General features: G+C 45.0%; 14 protein-coding genes. 1 reads left to right on the top strand and 13 read right to left on the bottom strand.

The window, feature by feature from the left end; genetic code table 11:
• The first annotated feature begins 39 nt into the window (after positions 1–39).
• Positions 40–1,008 carry a transposase gene (locus A3773_RS03440; RefSeq protein WP_067983117.1) on the top strand — a complete coding sequence of 323 codons (969 nt, stop codon included), beginning with the start codon at positions 40–42 and terminating at the stop codon, positions 1,006–1,008.
• A gap of 316 nt (positions 1,009–1,324) precedes the next feature.
• Here the strand turns inward: A3773_RS03440 and A3773_RS03435 are convergent, their stop codons facing one another.
• The 13 genes from A3773_RS03435 to relA form a co-directional block, all read right to left on the bottom strand.
• Entirely contained in the window at positions 1,325–1,657 is a 333-nt protein-coding gene (locus tag A3773_RS03435) for a hypothetical protein (protein ID WP_067983114.1), read from the bottom strand.
• Positions 1,658–2,074: 417 nt separating this feature from the next.
• Positions 2,075–2,491, bottom strand: coding sequence for a hypothetical protein (locus A3773_RS03430; RefSeq protein ID WP_067983113.1), 417 nt, complete (start codon positions 2,489–2,491; stop codon positions 2,075–2,077).
• Positions 2,488–3,036, bottom strand: a complete 549-nt coding sequence (locus A3773_RS03425; protein WP_067983112.1) for a hypothetical protein — start codon at positions 3,034–3,036, stop codon at positions 2,488–2,490. The genes A3773_RS03430 and A3773_RS03425 overlap by 4 nt, the downstream gene beginning before the upstream one ends.
• A 144-nt stretch (positions 3,037–3,180) precedes the next feature.
• Positions 3,181–3,507 (bottom strand): hypothetical protein, encoded by a 327-nt coding sequence (locus A3773_RS18315; protein ID WP_231902135.1) that lies wholly within the window; start codon positions 3,505–3,507, stop codon positions 3,181–3,183.
• 12 nt (positions 3,508–3,519) lie between these two features.
• On the bottom strand, positions 3,520–3,873 hold the full coding sequence (locus A3773_RS18310; protein ID WP_231902134.1) for a transposase: 354 nt from the start codon (positions 3,871–3,873) through the stop codon (positions 3,520–3,522).
• Between the two features lie 164 nt (positions 3,874–4,037).
• Entirely contained in the window at positions 4,038–4,532 is a 495-nt protein-coding gene (locus A3773_RS03415) for a hypothetical protein (protein WP_067983106.1), read from the bottom strand.
• A gap of 40 nt (positions 4,533–4,572) precedes the next feature.
• Positions 4,573–4,995, bottom strand: coding sequence for a hypothetical protein (locus A3773_RS03410; RefSeq protein ID WP_231902133.1), 423 nt, complete (start codon positions 4,993–4,995; stop codon positions 4,573–4,575).
• Positions 4,996–5,231: 236 nt separating this feature from the next.
• Positions 5,232–5,972 (bottom strand): 23S rRNA (guanosine(2251)-2'-O)-methyltransferase RlmB, encoded by a 741-nt coding sequence (rlmB, locus tag A3773_RS03405; protein WP_067983102.1) that lies wholly within the window; start codon positions 5,970–5,972, stop codon positions 5,232–5,234.
• Positions 5,973–5,974: 2 nt separating this feature from the next.
• A complete protein-coding gene (gene hemH / locus A3773_RS03400) occupies positions 5,975–6,985 on the bottom strand; it encodes a ferrochelatase (RefSeq protein ID WP_067983100.1) in 1,011 nt (336 codons plus the stop codon).
• A gap of 133 nt (positions 6,986–7,118) precedes the next feature.
• Positions 7,119–7,778, bottom strand: a complete 660-nt coding sequence (gene adk / locus A3773_RS03395) for an adenylate kinase (RefSeq protein ID WP_067983098.1) — start codon at positions 7,776–7,778, stop codon at positions 7,119–7,121.
• A gap of 254 nt (positions 7,779–8,032) precedes the next feature.
• On the bottom strand, positions 8,033–10,642 hold the full coding sequence (gene ppc, locus A3773_RS03390) for a phosphoenolpyruvate carboxylase (RefSeq protein WP_067983096.1): 2,610 nt from the start codon (positions 10,640–10,642) through the stop codon (positions 8,033–8,035).
• A 277-nt stretch (positions 10,643–10,919) separates the two neighbouring features.
• A complete protein-coding gene (mazG, locus tag A3773_RS03385) occupies positions 10,920–11,741 on the bottom strand; it encodes a nucleoside triphosphate pyrophosphohydrolase (protein WP_067983094.1) in 822 nt (273 codons plus the stop codon).
• Between the two features lie 38 nt (positions 11,742–11,779).
• Complete coding sequence (relA, locus tag A3773_RS03380; RefSeq protein WP_067983093.1) at positions 11,780–14,044, bottom strand: GTP diphosphokinase; 2,265 nt, start codon at positions 14,042–14,044, stop codon at positions 11,780–11,782.
• Between the last annotated feature and the right edge of the window lie 5 nt (positions 14,045–14,049).

Here is a 14,049-nt window from a genome sequence, read left to right as displayed (position 1 = left end):
ACCAAGCATTATTCATCGCATCGATAAAAGGATTTACCGATGACTCGCCCCAGAAAAGAACTTGTATCCGTCCAAGATACGCCCTATTACCATATTGTTTCTCGATGTGTTCGCCGCTCGTTTTTATGTGGCTTGGATCACTCAACAGGCAAAGACTACGAACATAGACGCCAATGGATCGAAGACCGAATACGCATTCTATCTTCACTCTTCTCCATTGATATCTGCGCCTATGCTGTGATGTCAAACCATCTTCACATCGTGATTAAACTCTGTCCTGCTCAAGCACAAAGCTGGTCAAATACTGAAGTTATCGAACGCTGGCTAAGTTTATTCAAAGGCCCCTTACTGATTCAGCAATGGCAAGCAGGTGAGTCTCTCAGCAAAGCTCAGCTCGATACAGTGAGTGATATGATAGAAGTCTACCGAGAACGCTTAGCTAGCCTTAGTTGGTTTATGAAATGTCTAAATGAACCCATTGCTCGCCAAGCAAATCAAGAAGACAAGTGCACCGGCCACTTCTGGGAATCACGTTATAAATCGCAAGCCCTACTAACCGAAGAAGCATTACTGTCTTGCATGGCCTATGTGGATTTAAATCCTGTAAGAGCAGGAATGGCCGCAACGCCTGAAGAGTCCGATCACACAAGTATCAAAGAGCGCATAAAACCACAATTCGATTTAACATCCGCTATCGAGTCTCAGAAAGCACTACTCGCACTCCAGCACTTTAAATTACCGGTGAAGCCTTTCGCGAAGTTTGAAGGAAGTATTCGAAACGAAGAGCAGCAGGGTATTCTATTCAGCCTAGAGGATTATCTAACCTTAGTCGACATGACAGGTCGAATCCTACGCGATGACAAACGCGGTGCAATATCCGCACACTTACCACCTATACTAGAAAGATTAGAAATAAACCAAGAAGAATGGCTGAATAACGCCACTCAGTTTGAAAGGCTTTATCACAAAAAATTCGCTCGAAAGCGAAGGCATAACCAAGCGGCCTAACTTCACCCATTCTTATCTACAACCGATAAAATATCAGCTCAATCGCTGAGAGATACCGCTATCTCAAAAATACCGAATACCTCCCAATAAACACTTAAAACCATCAATCAGCCACTTGAAGCAAAAACAAAGCCTAACTGCAAAACCGATAACGAAGAAATGAAGGGGCCTTTCTTTAAGGTGCATGTCCCTGCTTATCCCTTTCCTTGCTTATCCTTTTACTTGTCATAAAGAACACTCCTTCAGGGCTCTATTGTCCCTTATTAAAAGTGTCCGTTAAACTGTAGCAGGTTCATTTCGTCCCCATTTATTCTTATTAATTTACTATTATTTCCAGCACAAAGCAGGCAATACAGGACCAGCTAGATAAGTTAAAGCTCCTTCTAGAGCTTAATACTAATTCTCCCAAAGCCCTTATTTTAGGGTAACTAGTTAAATGTTTACCTTCATCTAAAAAACAATCTATTAATTCAGTATTATGAAATGTAAATGTATATAAACCTTTCGGTCTACCAAGAGAAATCCAAGCATCACGATCTAAAATGCTCAAGCTAATAGCTAACTTCCTACCAAAATACAGATAAAACAATGTTGAAAAAATCACAATCACAACACTAAACTTAAAAAAATAATCAATTATAATTTCCACAATAGAAGCCTTTAAAAAAGTTAATATCAACCTGGGGCAAGCTTAATCACAATTGTCTCCATTTTTGTAGACTCTGCCTTAAATGCCCCTCCCCCTAAGCCTCTACGAGCTGCGGCAGCTGAAATTTCACCACCTGGATTACGACTTATAGAACCAGACGCCCCCCATAACCCTTTATTTTTTAAAACATTTGTAGGTATAGAAACACCAATAGAGGCAGCATCAAGGGACAGGCACCCTGAAATTGTTATTCTCTTTAGCTGTCAATTTACTTTACTTTTAATGGGGTACGTCCCCATTTATTTCTTAATTCAGGTGAGTAGGTTGGGCGTTTTTTCATAGTCTGTACCTTTTTCGTTGGTAGGTATTTTATCCCATCAAGGTGTACAGAATCATTAAGCCACTACACCCTTCTCCTCATTCACAAAGCATTTTTTCAAAACGATAGAAGGATTTTTCAGCTCCAGCGAAAGTAATAAAATAATTATACCCTTCCTCTTTATAAACTGAGAGGATACTGCTGCCGTAAGTTTTCAAAATAAAATTTGAAGCGCAACTGCTTCGAACAACTTCAGAGGGAGCGAAGGTGTTATATTGTGAACTTAACTGTTTGGGGTTTACCAATGGAGAAATTATTACATTACCAGAGCATGAATGGCTTTGGCATGCCCTATCTATACGTATACTCAAAGTATCCCGTTCACTCTCATTCATCTCATAAGGGTTATAAAACTCCCCGTCACTAAATATCACAAACTTCCCAAATAAATTAATACCTCCGGCCACAGAGACTGTACAGTATAGAAAAAAAAATAAAGCCAAAACCTGTTTCATTGATCTGAAGCTCCTATCGTATTATCGATTGCTCCGTATAAGTTAACTGCGTTGTTGGACACCCCCATACCTACAAGTACCCTTTCAACAAACATTTTCGTAGCACCAATTCCAACTTGGGAAATGTCTTTCCATTGTGTAAATATATAGTCCTTTCGTATTTCAGAGCCCAGCAAACCGACTGCAGTTCCTGTCATTCCAGGTATATCCGCTTCCAGCGTAGAAATTAAACTATCATGACCAAAAGCACGTGCTATAAAGACTCTTTCCTCAGGAGTCATATTAGCAACAAGCAAACCCTTAGTGGCATGCAATCTGATAGCTACAGACAAAGCCCCCGTAACAATTTTTATTTCATTTGGAGCCACCTTCGTCATTTTACTAAGCTCAGCTGTAGTTGATTTTAGTAACGCAACTTGCTTTCTTATTTCTTTATTAGAAAGGCTCTGATTAACCGCATAAGCCAAAGCCGCCCTAACAGCCCCATTCGCAAACTTCCCGCCACCAATAACCGAAGCCGCCCCTCCAATAACACCTGCTACCACCGACTGCCCAAGATCACCCAATTTCAAATTTTAATAATTGGTAATAATTGGTAATAATTGGTAATAATTGGTAATAATTGGTAATAATTGGTAATAATTGGTAATAATTGGGGTCAGAGTACATTTTTCTTATAATAATTGGGGTCAGAGTACATTTTTCTTAGGCCTTCCCCTATGTCTTTCTTTTAAGCGCCTTCCGCTCAGATTCTCCATCTCATCCACAAAACGATCATTCCCCAAAACCAACCCTTTGTTCGATGCCTTTCTTATATTATCCAGTAACTCATCTTCAACATGAGTGCTGAACAATGTTCTGTAGCTCTCTAGTCGCTCAGCAGTGTTAAGGCCTAATTGTTGATAAAGCTCATGCGGGCTTAATAAAATACTTTGCTTACCCAATCCGTTGCATTGATAGCTTGACCATATGTAGTCTGCCGGATCATCCACCATCATAGCGCGTACAGGATTCAACTCGATGTAACGCTACAGATGAAACAGGTACTCTGGTGCATTGACCAGACATGATTTGAAACGACCTTCCCATAACGTCCCTGTTCGCTGATAGGTGTAATTGAAATAGCGGACATAGCTCCTGCCTAGAGACTGCATCACCTTAGATAACCCATCAACTGACCACGGGGTGCAGAGTAGATGCACATGATTGGTCATTAGCACCCAAGCATGTACTGATACTCCATACTTCTTGCTGTATTGCTTCAACCAATGAAGGTACGCCTTGAAGTCTTCCTCTGATCCAAAACAGATCTGGCGGTTATTTCCACGCTGAATAACATGCTGAGGTACACCCTCAGGAGAGAAACGGGCCTTCCTTGCCATGACCAATCCTCACATCCTTGTGAAAACGTTAACTTTAAATATTGGAATCAAAAAAACGACTCTGACCCCAATTATCAATTGTAGAGCACCAAACGAGGGTTAATAACAATAAATCTACGCTGGCCTCCTTTATTCTAAACAGCCATACCCCTATTGATGTTCGATCAACCAGATATTCCTTCAGCAGATTCCAGTTCAAGGTTGTCAGGTAAGCTACTTATTTTTAACTGTCCATCACTGACAAACAGAAGTAGAAGCGGCATACCAATTTCGTCATCTTCACAAGTAATTGCTCCAACATAGCCAATTGAAGAACTAATTGTTGCAAGCCAGCAAGCAAATGGAAGTTCGCTAAGTGCGCCTTCCAATTTATGGCTAGGCAGATATAAATTTACACCATAATTCATTTGACCATCAGCAGCGCAACCTGGGGAGTACACCGATTGCCAGAACTCAGAGCGCCAACCTCCTACTGGAAACTCCTTGTATGATTGCCAGTAAAAATATTTAGGCAAACCGTTAGAAAAAAAGGCGTGATTTGGTAAATCGGTCGGAGGGGTGCCATTACCATTAAGAATATAGTCTAATACGGTAATTTCTGTAGCCGTTAAATTGCGTTTAAGTTTTAAATTCAACGTAAAAGTGTAGTGGTTCGACATAGTATTATTTATGGTCTAACGCTGAGTACTAAGCGCATTGTTAATTGAAAACCTGAATATACCATCGGGGGGTGATGCGCCCGAAGTCTTGGCGGACATTTGATTTCAGTGCCTTTTTAGAATCCAACACTTTTGCCTCACTACCCTCTCGGACAAACACCACCCAATGCCAATAAGGCTTGTTCTGTTTCATTCGCCATTTGATTGCCATAAGTGCCTTGTCCGGTAAACGCTCCCATGATTCAAAAGGCACTTCTTTGGAAGACACAGCGATACCTAATGCTTGAAGAAGTTTCAGAACATGATCGGTTTCTGACCAAAGACTCTTATCAGAGGCATAAATACCTAAGGCGTTTGCTATTCGCTTAGCCTCAAGATAACTGATGCCCGCGAGAGCAGCACTCGCTGCAATACCACAGCCTGTACTTTCTTCCTGAATGACGGCTTCCATGTAGTTACTCATTAACCCTTTACTCCACGGGGGAGCACTATGCAGAGGAACACCCTTAGGTATCAAACGTTCTTTCCTTGCTATTACTCACATCCTTGTGAAAAGTCACCGTAGAAAAAATGATCTTAAACAACTTATTCTGGCCTTATTTAACCCAATTTCGCTCACGGAGTGAGCGCCTACAGTAGGAGGCCAACCTTTGGCCGAAGCCAGCCTGCCACAATGAACCATCATGCGGTTAATATTGCCTAACCTTGTCTCTGCCTAACCGCTTCAAACAGGCAGATACCTGTCGCCACAGATACGTTTAAACTGCTCACTTCGCCCGCCATCGGGATTTTAACCAGTTGATCGCAATGTTCGCGGGTTAAACGGCGCATACCTTGTCCTTCTGCGCCCATAATCAGTGCCATTGGCCCGGTCAGGTTGGCTTTGTAAACATCCAGATCAGTTTCGCCTGCGGTACCGGTTGTCCAGATGCCACGCTGCTGTAGGCTTTTTAGCGTTCTGGCTAGGTTAGTCACCAGCACGTATGGAACCACTTCTGCAGCGCCACAGGCGACCTTTGAAGCGGTTGCATTGAGGGGGGCTGACTTATCTTTTGGTGCAATCACGGCGTGAACACCCGCCGCATCGGCAGTTCGTAAGCACGCGCCTAGGTTATGCGGGTCCGTTACGCCGTCGAGTACTAACAGAAATGCGGGCTCATCTAAATTATCGAGTAGTTGCTCAAGGTACTTTTCAGTCCGGGTTGGAATCGGTTTACAGAAAGCCACAACGCCTTGATGTACGCCTCCCTCAACCAGCTCTTCCAGCTCACGCTTGCTGACTTGCTCAACTTGAATCTTATGACTCATGGCCGTTTCAAATAGGCTGTGCATCCGCTCGTCATTACGACCTTTTAAGATCAGAATGCGGTGTACACGTTTAGGATCGCGTTTTAAAACAGTATTGATCGCGTGGATACCAAATAGGTGTTCATACTGCATGTTTAACGCTCTCCTACCCAATCGCCCGCTTGTTCTTTTACCAAGGCAGCCAAGAGGTCTATAAAACTGGCCTGCGCATTCAATGCAGGAATATAATCATACTGTTCGCCGCCCGCTTCGAGAAACACATCACGGTTTTCTATCGCAATCTCTTCTAGGGTTTCTAGGCAGTCTGCGGAAAAAGCAGGACAGGTAATATGCAGTGTTTTAACCCCTTTTTCTGGCAGTGCTTCAAGGGTTTTATCGGTATAGGGCTGCATCCACTCAGCAGGGCCAAAGCGCGATTGAAAGGTAGTTATCCATTCATTATCGGCAAGCCCCATTTTAGCGGCAAGTAGTTTTGAGGTTTCATGGCACTGTACAGGGTACGGGTCACCTTTATCCGCATATTCCTTAGGAATACCGTGATAGGAGAGCAATAACTTATCTGCGGCGCCGTTTTGCTCTTTAAACTGCTGTATGTGGTTCGCCAATGCGCTGATATAAGCAGGATGGCTGTAGTAGGAATTAACAATACGTATATCCAGCACGCAGCGCTGCGTTAACTGATACTTCGCCACTTGGTCATAGATAGGCGCTGTCGTTGTCGCGGAGTATTGCGGGTACATAGGTACGATAAGGACTTTTTTATAACCGCTCTCAGAGAGTTTACCTAAGCGTGCTGTTAGATTAGGTAAGCCGTAGGTCATGGCTGCAAATACATCGGGAGCGCTATCTCCATACTGTTTTTGCAGCAGGAGGTGTAGCTCAGCAACCTGTTTATCTAGGATTTTACGCATGGGCGAGTCATCTTCCCAAATACTAGCGTAAGCTTTAGCAACCTTTTTCGGCCGGAGGTTCAAAATAATGCCATTTAAGACACTTAGCCAAAGCAGACGGCGTAGCCCTTTACCCTCAACAACCCGTGAATCAGATAAAAACTCTTTTAAGTAGCGACGCACTGCACCCGGTTCCGCTTTATCCGGTGTGCCTAGGTTAACTAAAACGACTGCAGTTTTTTCAGATTGACTCATTCAACGATATTCCTTCTACTTTGGCCGATTATTATCCCCAAACTATACGCAAAAGCCTATTAAAACGATCATTTGAGCATAAAAAAACCGCCCCCTTTCAGGTGCGGTTTTTAAATAACGAAAGATTCGAGGATTAGACGCTGGCTAAGCCTTCAAATACTTTGTCACGAATATCATCTACAGAACCAACACCCGCTACATAAACATAGGCAGGAGCTGTTGCGGCATTCGTTTCACCCCAACCTTTGTAGTAATTAATTAATGGTGCAGTTTGATCATGGTAAACGTTTAGACGATCACGAACAGTATCTTCCGCATCATCAGCACGTTGAACAAGGTCTTCACCTGTCACATCATCTTTACCTTCCACTTTTGGTGGATTGAAGATGACGTGGTAAGTACGACCGGAACCCGGATGTACGCGACGGCCAGCCATACGTTTAACGATCTCTTCGTCAGCAACGTCGATCTCTACAACCGCATCAATCTTAACGCCCGCATCTTTCAATGCATCGGCTTGAGGAAGCGTACGTGGGAAACCATCAAACAAAAAACCTTTTGCACAATCGGCTTCAGCAATACGTTCTTTAACCAGACCGATGATAATATCATCAGATACAAGCTGGCCTGCATCCATGACTTCTTTGGCCTTCACGCCCAGTGGGGTACCCGCTTTTACTGCAGCGCGCAACATATCACCTGTAGAGATCTGTGGAATGCCATATTTCTCTGTGATGTACTGTGCCTGAGTACCTTTACCTGCGCCTGGTGCGCCCAGAAGGATAATACGCATACAGGAAACTCCTAACTTAAAAGTTTAAAAAAATAGAAAAATGGTTATGTTCCCGACCAATAGAAGCTATCGAAAACAAAAAAATTCGTTGCTGTAAAAAACGCTGACCACGGACAATACCACGCCTCAAATGTCGAACAATTCGACATTAGCACTACCAACCCTAAACTAAAGTCCGGAAAACGAACAATCGTTGCAAAAATAAACAGCATTTTGGCCGCACCCCTATGCGTGCGGCCGACTACTTTACCTTATTAACCCGTGTTACGCATCCCCGCTGAAATACCGGCCATGGTAACCATTAACGCTTGTTCAAGGCGTTGATCCGGTTCATTACGGTCACGGTTCAGTAATTCCGCTTGTAAAAAATGCAGTGGATCGATGTATGGGTTACGCACATCAATGGATTGTCTAATCACCGGATTGCCCTGTAATAGGTAATCTTGCTCTTTAATGGTGTTAATCAACATAACGATATTCAACAAGCGGCTACGTAGGCTAGAACCCAGCGCGCACAGCTCTTGTGATACTAAGCGTTTATCATAATAGGCCGTGATATTGGTATCACTCTTGGCCAGCACCATTTCAAGCATATCGATGGTTGAACGAAAGAACGGCCACTGTTGATACATTTGTTTGACCAGTCCGGCACTACTACCGTTTAAGGCCTCACCTAACGCGGTATCACTGCCTAGCCATGCCGGTAACATCAAACGAATCTGGGTCCAGGCAAAGATCCAGGGAATGGCACGTAAACTTTCTACTCCACCATCTTGACGACGTTTAGCCGGCCTTGAGCCTAATGGCAGCTTCGCCAGTTCTTGCTCTGGGGTTGCGGCGCGGAAATAAGGCACAAAACTAGGGTCATCACGCACAATAGCACGGTAATCCGTTAACCCTTTTTTCGCCATACTCTCCATCTGAACCCGCCACGATTCTTCAGGACCCGGCGCAGGCGTAAGCGTCGCTTCTAGGACCGCCCCTGTGCATAACTCTAAGTTACGAACAGCAAGGTCAGGCATGCCGTATTTAAAGCGGATCATTTCGCCCTGTTCAGTTAAACGCAAGCTGTGATCAACAGAACCCGGCGGTTGTGCCAGTATTGCCGTATGGCTTGGACCACCGCCTCGCCCGACGGTGCCCCCTCGACCGTGGAACAAGGTCAGATGAACATCATGCTCTTTGCATAGCTGAGTTAACGCTTCTTGTGCCTTAAATTGTCCCCACGCTGCGGCGAGTTGCCCTGCATCTTTCGACGAATCAGAATAGCCGATCATCACCTCTTGATGACCTTCAGTATAGGCCTTATACCAATCCACTTTTAGCAATGCATCAATACAATCCCGCGCACTTTCTAGATCATCTAAGGTTTCAAAAAGCGGCACAACGCGCATATTGTGGCTAATGCCCATCTCCCGTAGCAGTAAGATCACTGCCAACACATCGGAAGGTGTACTTGCCATAGAGATAACATAAGAACCCAGCGCATTCGGCTCGGCTTGCGCGACCACACGGCAGGTATCGATGACTTCCTGCACCTCTGGCGACGGCGTCCAGCCATTAGGGAGCAATGGGCGGCGACTTTGTAACTCTTTTAACAAAAAGTTCTGACGCCCCTCTTCACTCCAGCCATTATAGGACCCTAAACCATAAAATTGAGAGAGCTCTTCAAACACTTGCGCATGACGATCTGAGCTCTGGCGAATATCGAGTTTAACCAGTGTTAAACCAAAGCAGGCGATACGACGAATAATATCCTCTAACGCACTCTCAGCGATGACCCCCATGCCACACTCTTGTAGTGACCGATAGCAGAGCATCAACGGTTCTAATAAGGCGTCTTCATGAACAAGAATTTCACTTTCTTTGTCTGTTTTACCATTGAGCTGTCGGGCAACCCAGTTTTTAGTGGCCGCGAGTTTTTCACGTACTTCACCTAAAAGCTTACGATACGGCTCGGCGCAGTCACCAACACGCTCACGTAACTCTTTATTGGCACGGTACATAGAGAGTTCAGCGCGTAAAACATCAATATCATTCAGGTAGAGATCGGCCGCCATCCAACGGGATAACAGTAGAACCTCTTCTGTAACTTTAGCGGTCACATTCGGGTTGCCATCGCGATCGCCCCCCATCCATGACGCAAAACGTATAGGCGAACAATTGAGTGGAAGCCTTTCGCCTAATGTTTCATGCAGCTGGGAATCAAGACGCCGCAAAAATTTAGGTACGGCGGTCCAAAGGGAGTTTTCGATAACCGCAAACCCCCACTTAGCCTCATCGACCGGTGTGGGGCGCTGCTTTCGAATCTCATCGGTATGCCAAATTTGGCGTATAAGCTCATCGAGACGATGTTGAGCATCTTCGTCTCCGCGATCTAAGCGGCGTAGACACTCAGCGATATCATCGTATTTTTGAATCAGGGTTCGACGATTAACCTCTGTCGGGTGGGCCGTCAACACGAGATCGATCTGCATTTTACTGAAGGCGCCTGATACCTGCTGTGGTGAAAAGCCTTTCTGACGTAATTGCGAGAACAAGGTACAGAGTGAATCCGGCGTACAGACATCCGTCACTTCAAGGTGACGGCGTACCCGGTGGTGCTCTTCGGCGATATTGGCAAGGTTCAAAAACTGTGTAAAGGCCCGAGACAGCGGTAAAACATCGTCTTCACTTAAGTCTTTTAAGGCGCGCAAGAGCTCTTCGTGCTCAGATTCCGCCGTATTTCGCCCCTCTTTTGCGAGCTGGCGTACCGCTTCTATCTTTTCAAATAGCGCTTCACCTAAATGAGCTTTTATCGTCTCACCTAAGCTCGTACCCAGCATTCGAACATCATCACGTAACGCTTCGTGCAGATCGGTCATATACCCCTCCTGACGCAGAAAAATAGCATCTGATTAACTCGATGCTACCCCATTAAAAAGAATAAAAATACTGGCTTTTCAGGGGATTACTCTTATTTAACACGAGGTTGTGAGAATGAATACCACACAGGGAGATAGAAAATGAATAGGAAATGCGTAAAGATCACACCCCTTAGAGGAGTAGAGGTGTGCATGGTGCAGTGCTTCGGTAAACGAGACGCGTGACCGCTTTTACGCAGAAACCCCGTAACTGGGGCCATGTGAAATAAAAAGCGTTTTATAACCCCAGCGCTTTGGCTTGATCCCAAAACTGATCCAGTTGGTCGAGGGAGAAGTCAGACCACGCTTTACCGGATGCGCGTACTTGGTCCTCTACAAAACCAAAACGACGTTCAAATTTTTGATTGGTCCCCCGCACCGCCTCTTCAGGATGAACCCCTAGATGCCGGGCTAAATTCACTTGAGCAAAAATAACATCGCCCATCTCATCGGCCACGGCGGCCTGATTACCCGATTGAATCGCTTCACGCAGCTCCGCCAGCTCTTCTTCAATTTTATCCAGCACTAATTCTGCATCGTTCCAATCAAAACCAACCTGAGACGCACGTTTTTGCAACTTAACCGCGCGCGTTAGCCCTGGTAACGCTTGAGGAATATCATCAAGCACACGACTCTCACCGCGCGCTTCTTTACCGTCACGTTCCTTCTGTTTAATCGTTTCCCAGTTTTGCTTGATCTCATCGTCCGTCAAGGCCCGCTCAGCAGGAGGCGAGAGCAATGTGCCATCAGGAAAAACATGAGGGTGGCGGCGGACTAACTTAGTCACCAGATTCGACACAATGGTGGAGAAATCAAACCGTTCTGTTTCGTGTCCTAATTGGGCATAAAAGATCACTTGAAACAGTAGATCACCTAGCTCATCGTTTAGATGTGTCCAGTCTTGACGCTCAATCGCATCAGCGACTTCATAGGCTTCTTCAAGCGTATGGGGAACAATCGAAGCAAAGCTCTGTTTAAGGTCCCAAGGGCAGCCATGCTTAGGGTCCCGTAACCGAGACATAAGGTAAGTCAGATCATCAATTGTATACGTGTTTGACATGAAAAACGGCCCTATTGATCCAGACAGCGTAAAGCGGGTTAACGAATAACACCGCTACGCTGACGATGAACTTCCATCACGTTAGAGACTTGGTTAACTTTATCCATAACTCGCCCTAACAGATCTAAGCTGGATATTTCGACAGTTAATGTCAATCTGGCTATATTTTCCCGCTTATCCGACAGCGTATTCGCGGCAATTATGTTGACATTTTCGGCCGCCATAATCAGCATCACATCACGCAAAAGACCCGGACGGTCAAACGCTTCAATAAAGATATCCACAGGGTAAGTGGTTTCACCTGACTCGCCCCAATCTACTTCAATAATGCGTTCCGGCTCTTTTTCCTGCAACTGGATAAAATTACTGCAATCCTCTCGGTGTACAGAGATTCCGCGGCCTTGTGTAATGTAACCGGCAATCTGATCGCCAAGTACAGGTTTACAGCAACTCGCCATTGTTGATAGCAAATTACCCACACCGCGTACTTTTAAGCCTTCAGGCCTTATTTCCGCGTCATGTAAGACCGGCAAGGCCAGATCAAGCTGCTCATCCGCTTCATCGGCAAGAATCTGACTTTGTGCCGAGTTAATAATTTGAGAGAGTCGAAGATCGCCTGCACCTAAAGCGGCATACATATCTTCGATCGTTTTATAATTAACATCGTCGCAGATTTTAGCAAAGTTCAAATCATCCAGATCGATCGCTAAACGCTTGAACTCTTTAATAACCATGGCGCGGCCAGCGTCGGCATTCTGCTCTTTCGCCTGAAACTTAAACCAGTGTGCAACCTTAGCCCGCGCTCGCGGTGTAGTGACAAAGCCCAAGTTCATATTAAGCCAATCACGACGGGGGCGCTCTTCACTGCCAGTCATAATTTCAACTTGATCACCGGTATGTAGACGCCTATTCAATGGCACTATACGGCCATTAATTTTGGCACCACGGCAACGGTGACCAATTTCGGTATGCACACGGTAAGCAAAATCGATTGGCGTTGCCCCTTTAGGCATATCGATAACATGACCATCCGGTGTAAAGATATATAAGCGATCTTGCACAACATCGCCGCGTAGCATTTCACCAAAACCTTCGCTTTCACCAAGGTCATCATGCCACTCTAATACCTGGCGCAACCATGCAATCTTATCTTCGTACGCATCGCTGTTAGATTTAGTATCAGTACCTTTGTAAAGGTGGTGGGCGCATACGCCTAACTCCGCCTCCTCATGCATATCAAAGGTACGGATCTGAATTTCTAATACTTTTCCGTCTAAACCAAACACCGCCGTATGTAATGAACGGTAGCCATTAGGTTTAGGAGACGCGATATAATCATCAAATTCATGGGGAATATTGCGCCATAAACTATGTACAATCCCAAGCGCCGCATAACAGTCACGACTTTCTGGCACTAAAATACGTACCGCACGCACGTCATAAACTTGGCTAAACTCAATATTTTTACGCTGCATCTTTCGCCAGATACTGTAAATATGCTTAGCGCGGCCGTTTACTTCACCATCGATATTTGCGTTTTCAAGCTCACTCTCTAAACGCACCACAATTTGATCAATATAATCTTGACGATCCAGCCTTTTTTCATCCAGCAGGTTCGCTATATGTTTATAATCATTGGGTTTTAGATAGCGGAACGAAAGGTCTTCCAGTTCCCATTTAATATGACCTATGCCCAAGCGATGTGCGAGCGGGGCATAGATATCAAATACTTCCCGTGCAACTAAATAACGCTTACGACGAGAGCCATTTTTAACCCCTCGAATGGCACAGGTACGCTCAGCAATTTTGATCAACGCAACACGCACGTCATCAATCATGGCCACCAGCATTTTACGCAGGTTGTCCATCTGGGTCGTATCACTACCCAATACATTGTCATCTATACGCGGATTTTTACGGCTACCAATGGCCGCCATCTGAAGGACACCCATGATCAGTTGGGCAATAGGCTTACCAAACTGCTTACGTACACGCTCCATCGGCAACTTCCGTTCGCGCACGGCCCGATAAAGAATAGCAGCAATAATAGACTCTTGATCTTGATGAAGGTCGGCAAGAATTTGCGCCATTTCTAGACCGGTTCGGAAGCAACCTTCCGTATTTTCAGCCCAAATATCTTCTACTTCATCAGTATTTTTTTGTGCCTGTTTTGACATATCACAGGCACGACGAACAGCATCAATATCATCAATGTCAGTTAAGTCTTGAAGGCGTTCTAACCATAATTCTACATCTACTGACCCATCATCTCTAATGGGTTGATCTTGGCGAACTTTAACCATGATGA

The organism is Neptuniibacter pectenicola (genome assembly GCF_001597735.1).
Lineage (GTDB): Bacteria > Pseudomonadota > Gammaproteobacteria > Pseudomonadales > Balneatricaceae > Neptuniibacter > Neptuniibacter pectenicola.
Note: the sequence above shows the minus strand (reverse complement) of the source record. Positions and strands in the feature narration are given on the sequence as shown.